The organism is Bacillus sp. LB7 (assembly GCF_030449715.1).
Classification (GTDB): Bacteria; Bacillota; Bacilli; order Bacillales; family Bacillaceae; genus Bacillus; species Bacillus paralicheniformis.
Genome location: NZ_JASGCA010000010.1, coordinates 1 through 17,252, shown reverse-complemented (window position 1 = coordinate 17,252; position 17,252 = coordinate 1). Strand labels below are relative to the sequence as shown.

Below are 17,252 nucleotides of genomic sequence, written 5' to 3'. Positions count from 1 at the left end.
GAGGGGAGAATGACATGAAACTATACACAAAAACGGGCGATCAGGGAAAAACGAGTTTAATTGGCGGAAAGGCTGATAAAGATCATCTTAGAGTGGAAGCGTACGGCACACTGGATGAAGCAAACAGTTTCATCGGGCTGGCTCAGTCTTATTTAAAAGCGGAAAAAGCGCTGTTTCAAGATGTTCTGTCAGAGTTGACCGTCATCCAGCATGAGCTGTTCGACTGCGGCACTGATTTGGCGCATGTCAATGTTCAGGAAGAAGGCAAGCTCAAGGCTGAATCAATCACCATGCTTGAAGAACGAATTGATGCCTATGTCGAGGAAGCGCCGCGGCTGACCAAGTTTATTCTTCCGGGCGGAACAGAAGCGGCTTCATTTTTGCATGCGGCGAGAACGGTCATCAGAAGAGCTGAACGAAAGATTGTCGCTTTGGCCAAAGAAGAAGACATTCCGCCGCTTGCGCTGCCATACGTCAACCGACTGTCCGATTATTTATTCGCGGCGGCGCGCATTGTCAACCACCGGCTCGGGGAAGTGGATATCGAATATAAACGAAGCGCTGATGTATTCCGGACAAAGAAAAAATCATGAATGAGCCATCCGCCAATCGTCATCGAACAGAAAAGGGGCCGATTGATCAATTCAAGCCGTTTTCCGGCAGGGGAAAACGGCTTTTTGTCGTAAACTTTAAGTAAGCGTTTTCAAAGAGAGGAAGTGTTCAAGTGGTTAATCGGGAGGCAGCTGCTATACGGCTGACGGTTTCGAAGGATGGAGACGGCGAATTTCAAACCGTTCAAGAGGCGATCGATGCTTTGCCTGAGTACAGTCGGGAACAGAAAGTGATATTCATTAAAAAAGGAGTTTACAAAGAAGTCGTTCATATTCCGGCTACAAAGCCGTTTGTGAAGCTGCTCGGCGAAAATCGTTACGAGACTGTGATTACGTATGACAACTATGCCGGAAAAGAAAAGGAAGGAGGAGGGAAATACGGCACGACCGGAAGTTCAAGCGTATTTATTTATGCGGATCATGTTGAAGCCGAAAATTTGACGTTTGAAAACTCGTTCGACCGCACGAAAGTCGACACGACCGATACGCAAGCGGTGGCGGTTTATGCGAAAGGAAACAGAATGACGTTCAAGCATGTCAGATTTATAGGCAGACAAGATACACTGTTTGTCAATGATGGTACACAATATTTTTATCAATGCTATATAGAAGGCGATGTCGATTTCATTTTCGGAGGAGCAAGAGCCGTGTTTGAAGAGTGCCAGATCCATAGCGCTGACCGCGGGTCCGCTACAAACAACGGTTATGTGACAGCTGCGAGCACGCATATCGCAAAGCCGTTCGGTTTATTGATGACAAACTGCCGACTGACAAGCGATGCCGCAGATGGAACGGTATACCTCGGGCGCCCTTGGCATCCGGGAGGAGACCCCGACGCCATCGCCAGTGTACTATATCACCGCTGCGATTTAGGCGCACACATCAAGCCTGAAGGATGGACGGATATGTCGGGCTTTTCGGCAGCCGATGCCAGATTGTATGAATACGGGAATACGGGTCCGGGTGCGATATCACATGAGGATCGAAGGCAGCTTGCCGATCATGAGGCTGAGAACTGGACAGTTGAAAACGTATTGGACGGCTGGAATCCTAAAGTTGAATCATAGCAAGGCAATATGCAGAAAGACCGCTCTCTGGCTGAGATGAGCGGTCTTTTTATGCAAGCAGGTCCGATGTGCCGTACGACCAGGGTCGTACGGCAAAATCAATCTGTGACTCGTTTTGTCGAAGTCTGAAATTGACTATAGTAAAGACATGAACGAGAAAGGAGGAGCAAATATGAATATAAATGGAAAGTCCATCATCGGCTTTTTTCTAATCCTTTTTGGCGTCTCCCTGTTCTTCGGCGGATTGGTTACAGGTGCTATTGGAGCATTGCTTCTATTCTATTCCGTGAAAAAATGGAAGGAAGGACGCCAGTTTGCCGCGGTACTGGCCGCGATCTTCGGCATCATGTTTCTGGGAGGGTCATTGCCGTTTCTGATCGGCATTGCGGTTGCTGCAGCGATGGTGTATTTCGGATGGAAAATGATGAAGCAGGATGACAAACAGGATGACATCCTTTATTCAGAGAAAACGGAGCCTTCCGCAGCTTCATATGACACAGGCTTTGATGCAGAGTGGGAAGACTTTTTGAAAAAGAATAAATAATATTTTAGGAGGACGAAATCATGGCTTTAAAAAGAATCAGAGACATGTTTGTCGCATCAGTAAATGAAGGATTGGATAAGCTTGAGAACCCCCGGGTGATGCTGAATCAATACGTACGCGACATGGAAAGCGATATCGCCAAGGCGAAGCATACCATCGTCAAGCAGCAGACAATTGAACATAGTTTTAAAGGAAAAGTGGAAGAAGCCGAAAAGCTTGCTGTCAAGCGAAGAAACCAGGCTCAGCTCGCTTTTGATGCGGGTGAAGAAGAACTTGCTAAAAAGGCGCTCTCAGAAATGAAGTATTTTGAAGAAAAAGCTGCTGAATATAAGGATGCTCACCAGCACGCGAAAAAGCAGCTTGCCGAATTAAAGGAACAGCTTGAGACACTCGAAATGAAACTGCGTGATGTCAAAGACCGCAAGCATGCGCTGATCGCCAGGGCAAACGCGGTGAAAGCGAAAGAACATATGAATGCATCATTTAATAAAATCGACAGCGAAAGCGCCTACCGGGAATTTATGAGAATGGAAAACCGCATTGAAGAGATGGAAACAAAGGCGAACAGCTATGCTGAATTATCCGCTTCACCAAGCAGCCCATTCGGCCGCCTTGAATATGCAAAAGAGGTGGAAGAAGAGCTGGAAAAAATGAGGGCTAAAAAGACAGGCTTGGAAAAGCAGACGCCTGCGGGAAATGCATAAACGAATAGGGGCTCTCACAGGCCCCTTATGCAATTTTTGATTTCTTTCATAGATCATTTTCCTTATAATAAGGAGCATACACTTACTAGCCGAAAGGGTAATCCAAATGAAAAAAACGGTTGGAAAACTGCTGATCATCGCCGGCATTCTCATCCTTGCCGGCATGATGCTGAATGGGCGCGAAGGTTTTTCTTTTTTCGGCTTCGATGACGAGTCAGCCCGCACATATCATGCACAGGCAAAAGACATCGATAAAATTGATATTGATGCAAAGAGCATAACAGTCAACATTCAAGCTGAAAACCGCGATGATATAAAAGCCGAGATTTCGGGAAAAAACGTCCGGCTTGATTCGTCTGAACAGGGGCGTACACTCCGGTTTTCCGCTGATTCGAAGGGCTTTTGGCCGTTTTTCTGGAATAAAAAAGAGCTGATTGTCAAGATCCCTTCTGAATATAAAGGAGATCTGTCGATTTCTTCGGGAAGCGGAAATGTCAAACTGTCCGGCGGCGGTCTGCATTTGCGAAATGTAGCCTTGAAGTCTGGAAGCGGCAGCCTCAAGGCCGATGATCTTCAGGTGGTAAACCTTTCTGTAAAAGGGACCTCGGGGTCGGTCAGGCTGGAAAACATTCAAACCACAGATGGTGACATCCGCTCCACATCCGGTAATACAAAACTTGAAAATGTCACCGGCAGACTGAGCATCAAACAGACTTCTGGCAATTTGCGCGCTTCATTTACAGAGATCAATGATCCTCTGAGCATCAAACAAACATCCGGAAACACCAAGCTTAAACTTCCCGATGATGCCGACATCAGTCTAAAAGCCGAGTCGACAAGCGGAAACATCAGTCATTCCTATTCATTTGACCAAGTCACCAATGAGAAACGGACGCTGACTGGAAAAAAAGGAAATGGAAAAAATAAAATCGACATCTCTATCACGAGCGGGAATGTCTCTATTGAGTAATCAACAAAAAGAAAGGGGGCTCGGGTCAGCATGCGTCTTACTAAAAACCAGCTGATCGGACTGATCATCGTACTCTTCGGAATCAGCATATTTTTGCAAAACAGCGGGCTTGGAGACGCGTTATTCTGGCCGCTCGCTTTTCTTTTTGCCGGTTATTTTCTCCATAAATATTCCCGCCGCTGGCTCGGCTCTGTCATGTATATCTTTGCGGGCTTTCTGCTGCTGAAGGACATCTTCAGCATTACATTTAGCCTGTTCGGCTTCTTCTTTGCCGCTTTCTTAATTTATGCGGGGTACCGGCTGGTGACAAATCAGCCGGTATTTGACCGCCATAAGCCGAAAGGCAGGGAGAAGGAAAAGACGGATTCCAAGCCGCTTCAGGAGAAGAACAGCCCGGGACAGCGCAGCTTTTTTTTCGGCGATGTAAAATTGATGAAAACACCTTTTGACTTAAATGACTTGAATATCTCCGGATTTATCGGTGACGTGAAAATCGATTTGTCAAAAGCGATTATTTCTGAGGGAGAAAACACCATCGTCATCACGGGGTTGATCGGAGATGTCGATATTTACATCCCGTCCGACCTTGAAGTGTCCATCAGTTCTTCTGCGTTCATTGGAGACATTGACGTTATCGGCGGCCGAAAAAGCGGCATCGGCAATCAAATCTATACCGAGACAGAGAATTACGAGCAGTCGGCACGACGGGTCAAAATTTCGATTTCGCTGTTTATCGGCGATGTGGATGTGCGGTTCATATGAGAACGAACAGGCTTGCAAACATTCAATGGCGCGCCGTCCGCTTATCCCTTGGTGTCAGCTTTACGATTTTTCTTGCTGTATTGGGCTTTATGCTGTTTTACTACCAGTTGGATCCGAGGGTGCTTATCGTTTCCAGGTGGTTCGGGATTCCGTTTATCGCGCTTCTCGCATTGATCAGCGCAGCTGTCGGATTCGGATCAGGTTATATGTTCGGCAATCAGCTGAAAAAACGGCTTGAAAAGCTGATCGAATCCATTCTAAAGTACGAAAACGGCAACTTTGCCTACCGGATTCCGTCGCTTGGAGACGATGAGATCGGACTGGCCGCTGACCAGCTCAATGAGATGGCCAAACGGATCGAAAGACAGGTTGCCTCTTTGCAAAAGCTCTCCAACGAGAGAGCGGAATGGCAGGATCAAATGAAAAAATCGGTGATCTCTGAAGAGCGGCAGCGTCTTGCTCGCGAATTGCATGATGCGGTGAGCCAGCAGCTGTTTGCGATTTCCATGATGACTTCGGCGGTATTGGAGGGAATCGATGCTGCCGCTGACGAAAAGCTCGCTCAAAGGCTGAAAATGGTCGAAAAAATGGCGGCCGACGCCCAGAATGAAATGAGGGCGCTGCTTTTGCATTTACGACCTGTTACCCTTGAAGGGAAGGGGCTAAAAGAAGGGCTTGCAGACCTTTTGAAAGAATTTAAAGCAAAACAGTCGGTCGACATCGATTGGGAGATCGAGGATGCAGGCAAACTTCCGAAAGGTGTGGAAGACCACCTGTTCAGGATCGTTCAAGAAGCGCTCTCAAACGTGTTCCGGCATTCAAAAGCGACAAAAGTCACCGTCAGACTGCTGCTCAGGAACAAACAGCTCCAGTTGAAAGTCATTGACAACGGTGAAGGATTTATGATGGACGCCGTCAAAACATCTTCGTACGGGCTGAACTCGATCAAGGAAAGGGCCAGCGAAGTCGGCGGAGTGGCCGAAATCATTTCATTTACGGGAAAAGGAACACAGGTTGATGTGAAGGTCCCGATTTTTGAACAACAAAAAGGAGAGGCTTAAAAGGTGATTCGAGTATTGTTAATTGATGATCATGAAATGGTGAGAATGGGGCTGGCCGCTTTCCTGGAATCCCAGCCTGATATTGAAGTGATTGGAGAGGCTTCAGACGGGAAGCGCGGTGTTGAATTGGCGCTTGAAACCAAACCCGACGTGATTTTGATGGATCTTGTGATGGAAGGGATGGACGGAATTGAGGCCACGAAAGAAATCTGCCGGCAGCTTGCCGATCCGAAAATTATCGTTCTGACAAGCTTCGTTGATGATGACAAGGTCTATCCGGTCATCGAAGCCGGAGCGCTCAGCTATTTGCTGAAAACGTCGAAAGCGAGTGAAATCGCCGATGCGATCAGGGCTGCGAGCGTTGGAGAACCAAAGCTTGAAGCCAAAGTTGCAGGAAAAGTGTTGTCCAGGCTGAGACATTCAGCCGGCGAACAGCCCCTTCATCAATCGCTGACAGCGAGAGAATTGGAAATTCTCAAGCTTGTAGCAGAAGGCAAAACGAACAAAGATATTGCAGAAGAATTATTTATCACCATTAAAACAGTTAAAACGCATGTGACAAACATCCTTTCCAAGCTTGAAGTCGACGACCGGACACAAGCCGCAGTCTACGCCCACCGAAACAAACTTGTCGACTGACAAAACAAAAAAACAGCTTTCTCAAGAAAGCCGTTTTTCACCCGTTCCAATATTTTCGGTCCTCATCTGCAGGAAGAGTGAATGAATCTGTTTCAACTGTGCTGGCGGTAAGTTGGGCGGTCTCGTTTTCCTCGCGTGCATGTTCGCCCGCTGTGCCGTTTTGGCAAATGATGCCGAGCCGCTCGGCCACTATGGCATTGTGCTTCTCCTGCAAGTCGATCAGTTTGCCGATGCCTAGCAAAATGAATCCGCCGATGAAGCAAAAAAACGGAGTGGTGAGGTATGTGCCGATCGTAAAGAAAAGCATCGACTGCGAATCCTCCATAAACGGATCATAAGCGACATCACTGATAATGAATCCGGACAGAATGACTCCCGCTGCAATCAAAAAAATGCCTGTCATGTGCAATATCCGCTTCAAGCTCATCACCCTTTCACACACATTTTAACAGAAAAACAGGCCGCTATCTGCTTTTTGTCGAACCTTTTGTCCCAAAGTCCTGAATCGTCGCTTTAATGTGAAAATCGATATCGGCTTCGCTGAAGTGCTTATCCCAATTGGATCTGTCTCTTTCCCATTCCTTCGGAAAATTGATCCGCGCATTGTCGGAAAGATCGGTGACGTCCGTTTTAATATCGTGCTGCAGGACATGGATCAGCTGCTCAACCCGCTTTTCGATGTCTCTTTGAACCGATTTCTCTATGTTTTTAATATATTGATCATTAAAAGAATCCTCTCCCAGATACCAGTCCTCTGACAGCCTTCCTTTAATATTGGCATTGATGACAAATTTGTATTTTCCGTTCTGCCTCATCGCCCGCACGCGGTGTGTCATCGAAAACACTTCATACGAGAACAAATGTCCATCATGCTTTGAGTCGATCACCCCTCCGTTTACATGGCCCGTTAATAAATTCAGCGCTTCAATCTGAGGGGGCGAAAGATTTGCATGATATTTGCTGTTTTTGATCACGGCGCCTCCTTCAAGCTGAAGCTGTCCCTTTTCGACGACAACCTTTGGCATGATAAAAGACAAATCAGACTGCATTTTGATTGAAATGTCGCCCAATGTGACAGGCTTGAGCAGCTTGATCGTTGAGGCTCTGTTTTCAGAGATGTTGTGGATCACGTCAGACGCGGGATCTCCGGCATCGTCAATCTTCAAAATGCTGCCGGCCGCCCGGGGCGTCATATAGACCTCACTGCTCCTTCTGATGCTGTTGTCCCGGATAAACTGATTGATCAACGCTTCCAGAGAAATATCGGACACAAGTTCCTCCGAGAAAATCAGGACTTGCAGATGCTGCGAGAATACCGGAAAATTTTTTAAAGCGGTGGAACGAATGGTTTGATGAACCGTATTTCCAGAGGTGGACACCACTTTGGTCGGATCCTGGGCGCTGCCGTCTTGTCCGATCTTTTTAGGAACGAGAAACTGGTACGTCAATTTCACCTTTTTATCATCCTCACCTTTATCGAGGGCAAGGCCGATGGCGATGCTGAGCTTTTCGATCTGTCTGCTGTCCCAGCAGCCTGTTAAAAGAAGAAGCAGGGACAAGACGGCTAACAATCCCTTTTTTTTCACGATGACGTAAACCTCCTTTTGACGGACACGAGCAAAAAGATCAGAAGCGGGAGCACGCAGAAGACAACGATAAAGATATACCCAAGGTAATCGCTGAAGGCGCCGACCTGGTTGGCGTCCCGCGGTACAAGAGATGCCAGATAAACGATGGCGCCGATGAAGAGGACGTTTTTTTTTACAGGCCAACCGAATACGTTTTCAAGTCCTGAGGCGGCAAAGTACGTATAGACGACAAATGTTGTGAAAAACTGGATCGTCCAAATGACGAGCAAAAAAGATTCGAACCTTTCGATGAAAATTCCTCTTATCTCAAAAGACTGAAATAAAGAGATCGTCGGCCATGTCATTGTCATAACCTCAGTCGCTGTCAGCGCCCCGACAACGACTGTGAAGGTGAGAATGTATAAGAAGAGCGGGATCCCAAATCCGATCGCGGATGCCTTAAAAAGCTTGTCTTTGTTTTTGACGTATTTCGGCAGAAACATCATCAGCTCCACCCCTAAAAATGATATGGAAACCACCGTCAAAGCTCTGCTGACCGGCTCCAATCCAAGGCCGAGGACAGGGCGTAAATGGTTCAGCTGAAACATATTCATGCTCAGTCCGTAAACGACGAGAAGAACGACGATCGTAATGGACAGAAAGAACGGAAATAACTTTGACATATCGCTGAGACCGCCGATCACCAAATAAATTGCACAAACGATAAAAGCAAAAATTGTCACGCTCATCGGTGTGAACTGAAGCAGGAAAAACTTTGCCATTTCGGCCATTGCCCTCGCTTCAAAGCTGGCCACGCCCATGAAGTATAAAACGATTAAAAGGTTGAGAATATTCCCGATCATAAAGCCGCAGCCTTCTCTTGTGTAATCAAAAAAAGACAGGACGTTGTGCTTTTTAACGATTTTGGCATTGATGTAGATAATGAGAAAAAAGACGAGCCCCTCTACGATCAATACGATCCATCCGTCGGGCGACAGCGTCTTTTGCGTCAGCGCCCTCGGCAGCGTCAGCAGGCCTGCCCCGAGCATTGTGCTCGTAATGATCGAAGCGGCTTCATACGTGCTAATCCGATCGTGCTGATTTCTTGGATCCATTTTCAGGGTTCACCTCCCGGTCTTTTGTTGGCAGACGAATGATGGCTTCATCGGTATGTTTTAAGCTGAAAAAATGGTTCGGGTTAAAATACGGGATGCCGAAGCTTCTTTGCCTGACTAAATGGGTGAAGATGACGAGCATGCATAATATGATCCCGTAAAGCCCGAACACGGCTGCAGCTACCATGGAAATAAACCGCAGCACGCGAAACGACAGGCCCATGCCGTATTGCGGCACAGTAAATGACGCAAGAGCGATAATGCTGACGATGATGACCATCACGGAGCTGACGATATTGGCTTCGACCGCCGCCTGTCCGATGACGACGCCTCCCACGAGGCCGATCGTCTGGCCGAGCGGATTGGGAAGCCGCAGTCCCGCTTCCCTTAAGAGCTCGATCGTTACTTCCATAATCAGCGCTTCAAGGAGCGGCGGAAACGGCACATTTTCGCGCGTGCTTGCAATCGTAACAGCGAGTGCTGTCGGCAGCATGCCTTGATGAAAAGACACAAGCGAAATATAAAACGCCGACAGGAACAGGGTGATGAAAATTGAGCTGAACCTGAGAAATCTGATTAAGGTCGCGGCGATCCACCTTTCGTAAAAATCGTCCGGGGACTGCATCACCATGCCGAAAGAAACGGGAACGATCAGGGCAAACGGCGAGTAATCGACAAAGATGGCGATCCGTCCATTAAACAGCGCGGAAGATACCTTGTCAGGCCTTTCGGTGTTCTGAATTTGCGGGAACGGAGAGTACTTATTATCCTCGATTAATTCTTCAAGAACGCCCGAATCTTGAATATCATCCAGCCGAATCTTTTTGAGGCGTTTTTTAAGATCTTTAATGATCGAATCGTCCGCTTTGCCCTGGATATAGAGAATGGTCGCGTCTTTAAACTTACTCTTGCCGAGCGGGATTTTTTCCACGGTCAGTTCTTGATCCGGGACACGCTGTCTGACCAGGGCCACATTTGTATCGACATCCTCGATAAAACCGATTTTCGGGCCTCTGACGACGTTTTCCGTATTCACTTCTCCAAGGCTTCTTTTCTTTTTCTCGGCTGTCGGCAGCGCAAAAATAACATTCATGCCATTGATCAAGAGCAGGCACTTTCCTTTGAAAATCGCGTTGATGGCGTCTTTCTCTTTTGTGACGGGTTCCGCATTCAGCTCATTTAAACGGAGCCGGACATCCTCCAGTGAATAAGAGCTGTCATCGGAGACCAGCAATTTTGCGGCTTTTTGGATTTTCTTGTCGTCATTCAAATCTTTAAAGTACAAAAAGTAAAAAATGATTCCGTTTTTCAGCATTTTTTTGTTTTGAACCAGATCATCGTTGTGCTCAAGATGGGGAAGGAGAATTGCGAGATTCTCATGGATGTGTTCCTTGAATTCCGATTGAGTCATGATCGTCACCTGCCCTGGTGTTTCTGGAATTTGATATAGGTTATCTTTTCCTGTTAAAAAAACAATATACTGTGTTACAGTAGTGTTTGGTGAAATTTTCATTGAACAGAGACGGAGTGAGAAAAGTTGGCGCAGATCAGGCTTACGGGGAAACCGGAAGAGATTGAACGCATTATCCAATCTTTTTCTAAGCATTATGAGGTTTCATATGTATCGAAAGAATACGGCAAGACAAACCCGAAATATAAATATGCAAAAGATTCCCGAGTTTATATTGAGCTAAAATTAAAATAAAGATAAAATTTAAATGGAAGGGTTTTATCGATTTTTATCGAAATATAGATTATTGCAGATTTAGAGAAGGAAGGGATTCGAAAGTGGATTACAGAATTGAAAAAGATACGATGGGTGAAGTTAAGGTTCCCGCCGATAAGTTTTGGGGAGCCCAAACCCAAAGAAGCAAAGAGAACTTTAAAATCGGTTCAGAGAAAATGCCGCAGGAAATTGTGTATGCGTTTGCAATTTTAAAAAGAAGCGCCGCGATTGCCAATGAAAAGCTTGGCAATCTTGAAGCGGAAAAAAAGGAAGCGATTGTTTCCGTATGCGATGATATTTTAGAAGGACAGTATGACAGCCATTTTCCGCTGGTCGTCTGGCAGACCGGGAGCGGAACACAGAGCAACATGAATATGAATGAAGTCGTGGCAAACAGGGGAACGGCTTATTTGCAGGAAAAAGGCTCAAGCCTGAAGATTCATCCGAATGATGACGTCAACCGCAGCCAAAGCTCTAACGACACATTCCCGACAGCGATGCATGTGGCTGCTGTCCTCGCGATTCACGATAAACTGATCCCGGCGATTGACCGCTTGAGAGGCACGCTGCATGAAAAAGCTGAAGCGTTCAAAGACATTGTCAAAATCGGCCGCACTCATTTGCAGGACGCGACACCGCTGACATTGGGACAGGAAATCAGCGGCTGGGTATACATGCTGGACCGTTCTAAAGAGATGATCCTTGAAGCGGCTGACAAAATCCGCGACCTTGCCATCGGCGGAACTGCCGTGGGAACAGGCATTAATGCTCACCCTGAATTCGGAAACACTGTTGCCGGAGAGATCAGCGCCTTGACAGGACAGACATTCAAAAGCTCGCCTAATAAGTTTCATGCGCTGACAAGCCATGATGAACTGACACACGTGCATGGCGCACTTAAAGCGCTTGCAGCAGATCTCATGAAAATCGCCAATGATGTCAGATGGCTTGCAAGCGGACCGCGCTGCGGAATCGGCGAATTGATTATTCCGGAAAATGAGCCGGGAAGCTCGATCATGCCTGGAAAAGTAAACCCTACGCAAAGCGAAGCGCTGACAATGGTCGCATCCCAGATCATGGGGAATGACGCAACGATCGGCTTTGCCGCGAGCCAGGGGAACTTTGAGCTGAACGTCTTTAAACCGGTGATTATTTACAACTTCCTGCAATCCGTTCAGCTTCTTGCCGACGGCATGAATTCATTCCATGACAAGTGTGCCGTGGGAATCGAGCCTAATCGGGAAACAATTGAAAAGAACCTGACCAATTCTCTCATGCTGGTTACGGCTTTAAACCCGCACATCGGATACGAAAATGCGGCGAAAATCGCGAAGCTGGCCCACAAAGAGGGGCTGACGCTGAAAGAAGCGGCGCTCAAGCTGAACCTTTTAACAGAGGAGCAGTTCGACGAAGTTGTAAAACCTGAAGAAATGGTAAAACCGAAAGCATAATCAACAACCGGCTGCATGTATTGCAGCCGGTTTTGTTTTGCGGATCATCCGTGCGGATGGTGCATGTCTTTTTTGATCAATTCCGCGAGTTTGTCCGTTTCTTTTCGAATCGCGTCATATTCCTTCAAGTTGAATATCATGCCTTTGATGATGGCGTTTTTGCGCTTTTCTTTTCTAAGCTCTTTTTCCAGAATATCGAGGCTTTCGGCAAGGTCGGCAGGAGGAGCGCCGTTGTACTGCTTGTTCGCTTTGACCCGCATTTCATTGAGGAGGGCGTCTTTCAGCGGATCAAATGTGTAAAAGGGGCCGAACCACTTGTCTGCTTTTTCGAATGAGATCAGCGGCTGATCATTGCGCTTGATCATCCCCTTTGCCAAATCGTCGAGGCGGTTCAGCATGTGGTCGGCGAGAGACTGCAGGTCGAACGAATGGTGCAGCAAAATCATCAGCTCAAGATAAACATCGCTCATTCCGTTGATCATAAAGCACAGTTCGGCGCTGTACGGTTCAATGTCTTTGCCGTAAATGTTCTGGATGTTTTCGATGTGCAGCCTGAGCGTGGTTCTCCGCATTTTTTTCGCGAACGCTTCAATCTCTTCATTGATCGGCATTGACCGCTCATTAAACTGCATCGTGATAAACTCTTTGTGCTCCAAAATGTTTTCGAAAAAAACGACGAGCTGCATCCGGTACACATCGCGCGGGTGGTCATGCTCCGTTTTGATTTTCTGAATTCGGGTAAAGATTCTTTCATAGTAGTAGTGAAGGACTGAAAGGAGGAGCGCTTCCTTTGATTTAAAATAAATGTAAAAAGCGCCTTTTGACATTTGGCACTCTTTTGCAATCTCCTGAACTGAAGTAGAGCTGTATCCTTTTTTGGCGAAAAGTTTGATGGCTGTTTCAATAATGACTTTCTCTTTTTGTTTCATGGCTTTCACCTTCCTGAAAGATCGAACCCGAAAGCGGCTTTCGGCGGACCGTGGTGACTGGCGGGTCACTTTTTCTGCTCCGTTATATTTTTAACTTGATTGTAACTTGTTTTTTTGTTTGATATTATTTATATTATAAAGTAAGGTGACCGAGTGGTCAAAATTTGTGGAGAAAGGGTGAAGGTTGATGAAAGAAATCGATGATATGATCAGGCGTCTGCGCAGCAGGGGAATTAAGGTGGACAAAGTCAAATATCCAAAGCATGTCCTGTGCGAAAAGAAATGGATGAAAAAACCGAAAAACACGATGAAGCCTAGCTACCGGGATTTCAACGGCTATTCGTTTATATGAAAAAAGACTGCAGCGTCTACAGTCTAATTTCGCGGAACGGATATTGAGTAGCACACACCGGTTTGATCATTCCGAATGGTCATGTCAGCATGGTGGAGCGTCAAGATTCGTTTAACGATGCTGAGTCCAATGCCGAATTCGCCTTTCTTCCCTTTATTAAAAGGCTCATACAGGCTGGAAAGCATCTCTTCTTCAATGTGTGGTCCGTCATTTTTAATGGTGATCAACGTATGTTTTTTCGTCGACCTGACGCTGATTTCAATGCATGTCTCCGCATAGCGGATCTGGTTTTCAAGAACGTTTTCCAACAGCTTGCTCCATTGTTCTTGATCGCCCGTCAACATTGTTTCCTCTTCAAGATCAATCTTCCAGTTCAATTCTTTTTTGGACCATTTCAAGCGTTCAACAACTTCTTTAATGACCTCTTGTATATCAAAAGTTCCGTACTGTCTTTCTTGTCTCAGCAAATAATCAAGCTTTGTCAGATAAAGAAGATCCTTGATTTTCTTTTCAAGTTTTTCAGCTTCGCCTTCAATGACTTCAATCGTATTTTCCAAATCCCCTTTAGGGTAGATGCCGTCTTTGATCGACTGGGTGTACCCGCGGATGACCATGACCGGCGTTTTCAGATCGTGTGAGATGTTTTGCAGGAGCGTGCGTTCTGTCTCATCTTTCTGGATGAGTTTTTGCCGCATGTCCTCAATGGTGTGTCCGAGCTTGCCGATTTCGTCTTTCCTGTCGACAATCACGGGATCATCCCAATCCTGTTTAGAGATTTGTTTGACGTGTTTTTCAAGCGTGACGAGCGGTCTTGATAAATATTTGGCCAGCCAGATGGAAGGAATCCAGCTCAGCAAAATGACGACAATCAAAATAAACAGCAGCTGCTTAAACAGCGTCTGGGACAAATCGTCCCTGTATGAATCAAGCGCATAGGACAACAGCAGAAACGTCTGGTCCTGGGTCTGGATTTTTTTGAGCACAAAGAAAATGTGTTCTCCGTTGACATTCTCCGAATACCTTTTTGAGGACTCGTCCTGTCTTTTGCCGAGCTTCTGAACCTTCTCGATAAATGAATCGGGGAGAATCTGCGGGCTTTGATAGACGGTTCCTCTCTCAGGCAGCAGGACGTGCTGAACGTGGCGGTTAGTGCTTCGCGAGCCGCTGCTTCCGCCGAAGCCTCTTTCCGGTGAATCGGAAAATCCGTATTCTGTCAGAACATGCTGCTCATTTTCAATATTTGTATAAATTTCGTCAGTAAAAAAGTTCTGCAATGTCGTCGAGAATAAAAACGTCAGCAAAATCGAGACCGTTAACAGGATGCCGCAAATGACACTCCAAATTTGAAAGGCGAGCGACCTGTTCTTCATGATTTCAACATCCTGTAGCCGAACCCGTAGATGGTTTCCACTTTCAGTTCGGGCATTTTCTTGCGCAGCCTTCTGACAAGATCGTCGACGACGCGGTCGGTTCCGAAGTAATCGTCTCCCCAGACGCTGACGAGGATATCCTCCCTTGAAAAGGCGCGGCCTTTGTTGTTTATAAATAGAAGCAGAAGATCAAATTCCTTTGACGTCAAATTGATCATGCTGCCATTTTCATAGACTTCTCTCAAGTCTTCATAGACTTCATAGCTGGAAACAGGCGTTCCTTTTTTTATTTCTCCCGGTTCTTCTTTATATATCAGTTTGAGCAGCTTTTGCACGCGGATGATCAGTTCCCTGGGGAGAAACGGCTTAGATATATAGTCACTGCTGCCCAGTTCGAGCCCCAGCACTCTGTCAATATCGGCATCGCGCGCAGAAATAAAAATGACGGGGACTTCCGGATCATGATTTTTTATTTCTTTTATTAGCGTATACCCGTCGATATCTGGTAACATGATATCGAGAATCCATAAATGAGGTGACTGGCCTATTTTTTGCCTGGCACTTTCACCGTTTAGAAAAGAAGTGACGTGCCAGCCTTCACTCTCTAAGTATTTTGTCAGCAATTCATTTAAATTCTCTTCATCTTCAACTAGATAAATGGAGTATGACAAGGGCGGTTCACATCCTTTCTACGTCATTATACTAGTTTTAACATAAGTCTGGTCAATTTTCATAATTTCACATATTCTTTTCATTTTTATCCCACAATGTTTTCGTAACATACTCATCAGGGAAGAAAGGGAATGAACACAGAGTGAACGACGGCCGGGTCTCTTTTTTTGTGGATGTTAAAGCTTTTATGCCATTTGCGATAGTTGAAGACAAGAAAAATAAAGGAAGTGTACGCTTATGGATTTTAGACGCGATGACGAACAAAAACATGCAAATGAAGAGCAGCTTCAAGAAGAAGCGCAGACGCCGCAAACGGCAGGTTCTGAGGAGCAGCAGTCAGAACTGCCGGCAAAGGAGCCCGAGCTGATTTTAAAGAAGGATACAGACGATCAGTCAGATCTTACGAATAAAGAAACCGCTGCAGCCTTAGAAGATGCCAAGGAAACGAGAGCGGCAAAAGAAAAGCGGCGTAAGGCTTCGTGGCTGAGCCCGATTTTGGGCGGCATCATCGGAGGCGGCTTAGTGCTTGGAATCTCTCCGTATCTTCCGGGCGATCATCCGAGCGAAACCGCCGGAACCGGACAGACAGAGCCAAAGCAGTCGCAGAATTTTACCACAAAACCTGTCACAAACGCAGATAACGTGCCTGATATGGTGGAAGATTTAGAGCCTGCTATCGTCGGCGTTTCCAATATTCAAACGAGCTTCGGCTTCTCTGAGGACGATGTGGAGGAAAGCGGCACGGGATCAGGCGTCGTCTTTAAGAAAGACGGCGGCAAGGCCTACATTATTACAAACAACCATGTCGTTGAAGGCGCTTCGAAGGTGACCATCTCCTTATACAACGGTAAGACAGCGGATGCCAAGATTATCGGCAGTGACGCTTTGACTGATCTGGCTGTTTTAGAGATCAGCAGCAAAGGCGTTGATAAGGTTGCTAGTTTCGGAGATTCCGCAAAACTTCGCGCCGGTGAAAAAGTAATCGCGATCGGGAACCCTCTCGGCCTTCAATTTTCAAGAACGGTTACAGAAGGCATCATCAGCGGTGTCAACCGGACAATTGAAGTCTCCACATCTGAAGGGAATTGGGATATGAACGTCCTTCAGACAGATGCGGCGATAAACCCTGGAAACAGCGGCGGGCCTCTGATTAACAGCAGCGGGCAGGTCATCGGCATCAACAGTCTGAAGATCAGCCAAAGCGGTGTTGAATCGCTTGGTTTCGCGATTCCGAGCAACGATGTTCAGCCGATCGTTGACGAGCTTTTGGAAAAAGGAAAAGTGGAACGGCCTTTCCTGGGTGTGCAGATGATCGATATGCAGCAGGTGCCGGAACAGTATCAGCAAAATACGCTTGGCCTTTTCGGAGACCAGCTCAATAAAGGCGTGTACGTCGATAAAGTATCGCCGAAATCGCCTGCGGCTGATGCGGGCATGAAAGCCGGCGACGTCATCACCAAAATGAACGGCAAAAACGTCGAAACCACTTCAGACCTCAGAAAAATTCTTTATACTGAAGCAAAAGCAGGAGATACCGTCACATTTGAGGTGCTGAGAAACGGAAAGCAAACAACAATGAAAGCAAAGCTTGCGAAAAGTAAATCATAAATAAAAGCCATGGCAGACGCCATGGCTTCAGATTGTCGACAAAGCCATAAAAAGTGGCTTGATCGACAAGCTTTTTTTGTTAAAATGTGAGTGAAATCTAGTT

19 protein-coding genes are annotated in these 17,252 nt (G+C 46.5%); 12 read left to right on the top strand and 7 right to left on the bottom strand.

Annotated elements, in window-relative coordinates; genetic code table 11:
- Window positions 1–14: 14 nt before the first annotated feature.
- The 8 genes from QMZ64_RS13860 (at window position 15) to liaR (ending at window position 6,358) form a co-directional block, all read left to right on the top strand.
- Window positions 15–593 (top strand): cob(I)yrinic acid a,c-diamide adenosyltransferase, encoded by a 579-nt coding sequence (locus QMZ64_RS13860; protein ID WP_265625697.1) that lies wholly within the window; start codon window positions 15–17, stop codon window positions 591–593.
- A 131-nt stretch (window positions 594–724) separates the two neighbouring features.
- Window positions 725–1,678: a pectinesterase family protein gene (locus QMZ64_RS13855; protein ID WP_243942214.1), complete on the top strand. Its 954-nt coding sequence runs from the start codon at window positions 725–727 to the stop codon at window positions 1,676–1,678.
- A 172-nt stretch (window positions 1,679–1,850) separates the two neighbouring features.
- A complete protein-coding gene (locus QMZ64_RS13850; protein ID WP_301441385.1) occupies window positions 1,851–2,222 on the top strand; it encodes a protein liaI in 372 nt (123 codons plus the stop codon).
- A gap of 20 nt (window positions 2,223–2,242) precedes the next feature.
- Window positions 2,243–2,926: a stress responsive protein LiaH gene (liaH, locus tag QMZ64_RS13845; RefSeq protein ID WP_265625698.1), complete on the top strand. Its 684-nt coding sequence runs from the start codon at window positions 2,243–2,245 to the stop codon at window positions 2,924–2,926.
- A gap of 106 nt (window positions 2,927–3,032) precedes the next feature.
- The gene (gene liaG, locus QMZ64_RS13840) at window positions 3,033–3,896 is read left to right on the top strand and encodes a LiaG family protein (protein ID WP_265625699.1); all 864 of its coding nucleotides are present in this window, start codon (window positions 3,033–3,035) and stop codon (window positions 3,894–3,896) included.
- Between the two features lie 30 nt (window positions 3,897–3,926).
- Window positions 3,927–4,658: a cell wall-active antibiotics response protein LiaF gene (liaF, locus tag QMZ64_RS13835; RefSeq protein WP_130569246.1), complete on the top strand. Its 732-nt coding sequence runs from the start codon at window positions 3,927–3,929 to the stop codon at window positions 4,656–4,658.
- Complete coding sequence (liaS, locus tag QMZ64_RS13830) at window positions 4,655–5,719, top strand: two-component system sensor histidine kinase LiaS (protein ID WP_023856232.1); 1,065 nt, start codon at window positions 4,655–4,657, stop codon at window positions 5,717–5,719. The genes liaF and liaS overlap by 4 nt, the downstream gene beginning before the upstream one ends.
- Before the next feature lie 3 nt (window positions 5,720–5,722).
- Window positions 5,723–6,358 carry a two-component system response regulator LiaR gene (gene liaR / locus QMZ64_RS13825; RefSeq protein WP_243942222.1) on the top strand — a complete coding sequence of 212 codons (636 nt, stop codon included), beginning with the start codon at window positions 5,723–5,725 and terminating at the stop codon, window positions 6,356–6,358.
- A gap of 37 nt (window positions 6,359–6,395) precedes the next feature.
- Here the strand turns inward: liaR and QMZ64_RS13820 are convergent, their stop codons facing one another.
- Genes QMZ64_RS13820 through QMZ64_RS13805 form a run of 4 tightly spaced genes read right to left on the bottom strand, consistent with a single transcriptional unit; the run spans window position 6,396 to window position 10,452 of the window.
- Window positions 6,396–6,779, bottom strand: coding sequence for a hypothetical protein (locus QMZ64_RS13820; RefSeq protein ID WP_165428026.1), 384 nt, complete (start codon window positions 6,777–6,779; stop codon window positions 6,396–6,398).
- A 43-nt stretch (window positions 6,780–6,822) separates the two neighbouring features.
- Complete coding sequence (locus QMZ64_RS13815) at window positions 6,823–7,944, bottom strand: Ger(x)C family spore germination protein (protein WP_301441384.1); 1,122 nt, start codon at window positions 7,942–7,944, stop codon at window positions 6,823–6,825.
- Complete coding sequence (locus QMZ64_RS13810; protein ID WP_265625701.1) at window positions 7,941–9,041, bottom strand: endospore germination permease; 1,101 nt, start codon at window positions 9,039–9,041, stop codon at window positions 7,941–7,943. Before QMZ64_RS13810 ends, QMZ64_RS13815 begins: the two co-directional genes overlap by 4 nt.
- Window positions 9,010–10,452: a spore germination protein gene (locus QMZ64_RS13805; RefSeq protein ID WP_265625702.1), complete on the bottom strand. Its 1,443-nt coding sequence runs from the start codon at window positions 10,450–10,452 to the stop codon at window positions 9,010–9,012. The genes QMZ64_RS13810 and QMZ64_RS13805 overlap by 32 nt, the downstream gene beginning before the upstream one ends.
- 126 nt (window positions 10,453–10,578) lie before the next feature.
- Here QMZ64_RS13805 and QMZ64_RS13800 point away from each other — a divergent pair, with 126 nt between their 5' ends.
- Window positions 10,579–10,746 carry a YvzF family protein gene (locus tag QMZ64_RS13800; protein ID WP_020452898.1) on the top strand — a complete coding sequence of 56 codons (168 nt, stop codon included), beginning with the start codon at window positions 10,579–10,581 and terminating at the stop codon, window positions 10,744–10,746.
- Between the two features lie 83 nt (window positions 10,747–10,829).
- Window positions 10,830–12,218: a class II fumarate hydratase gene (gene fumC, locus QMZ64_RS13795; protein WP_265625703.1), complete on the top strand. Its 1,389-nt coding sequence runs from the start codon at window positions 10,830–10,832 to the stop codon at window positions 12,216–12,218.
- A gap of 44 nt (window positions 12,219–12,262) precedes the next feature.
- Here fumC and QMZ64_RS13790 read toward each other — a convergent pair whose 3' ends face one another.
- Window positions 12,263–13,147 carry a TetR/AcrR family transcriptional regulator gene (locus QMZ64_RS13790; protein ID WP_165428022.1) on the bottom strand — a complete coding sequence of 295 codons (885 nt, stop codon included), beginning with the start codon at window positions 13,145–13,147 and terminating at the stop codon, window positions 12,263–12,265.
- 187 nt (window positions 13,148–13,334) lie between these two features.
- On the opposite strand from QMZ64_RS13790, the gene spxO reads away from it, so the two are divergent.
- Window positions 13,335–13,499 carry an anti-adapter protein SpxO gene (gene spxO / locus QMZ64_RS13785; RefSeq protein WP_023856228.1) on the top strand — a complete coding sequence of 55 codons (165 nt, stop codon included), beginning with the start codon at window positions 13,335–13,337 and terminating at the stop codon, window positions 13,497–13,499.
- Window positions 13,500–13,522: 23 nt separating this feature from the next.
- On the opposite strand, the gene cssS is transcribed toward spxO, so the two are convergent.
- Entirely contained in the window at window positions 13,523–14,869 is a 1,347-nt protein-coding gene (gene cssS, locus QMZ64_RS13780) for a two-component system sensor histidine kinase CssS (RefSeq protein WP_301441383.1), read from the bottom strand.
- The gene (cssR, locus tag QMZ64_RS13775) at window positions 14,866–15,540 is read right to left on the bottom strand and encodes a two-component system response regulator CssR (RefSeq protein WP_243942232.1); all 675 of its coding nucleotides are present in this window, start codon (window positions 15,538–15,540) and stop codon (window positions 14,866–14,868) included. Before cssR ends, cssS begins: the two co-directional genes overlap by 4 nt.
- Before the next feature lie 238 nt (window positions 15,541–15,778).
- Here cssR and QMZ64_RS13770 point away from each other — a divergent pair, with 238 nt between their 5' ends.
- Window positions 15,779–17,149: a S1C family serine protease gene (locus QMZ64_RS13770; RefSeq protein WP_265625705.1), complete on the top strand. Its 1,371-nt coding sequence runs from the start codon at window positions 15,779–15,781 to the stop codon at window positions 17,147–17,149.
- Window positions 17,150–17,252: the final 103 nt, after the last annotated feature.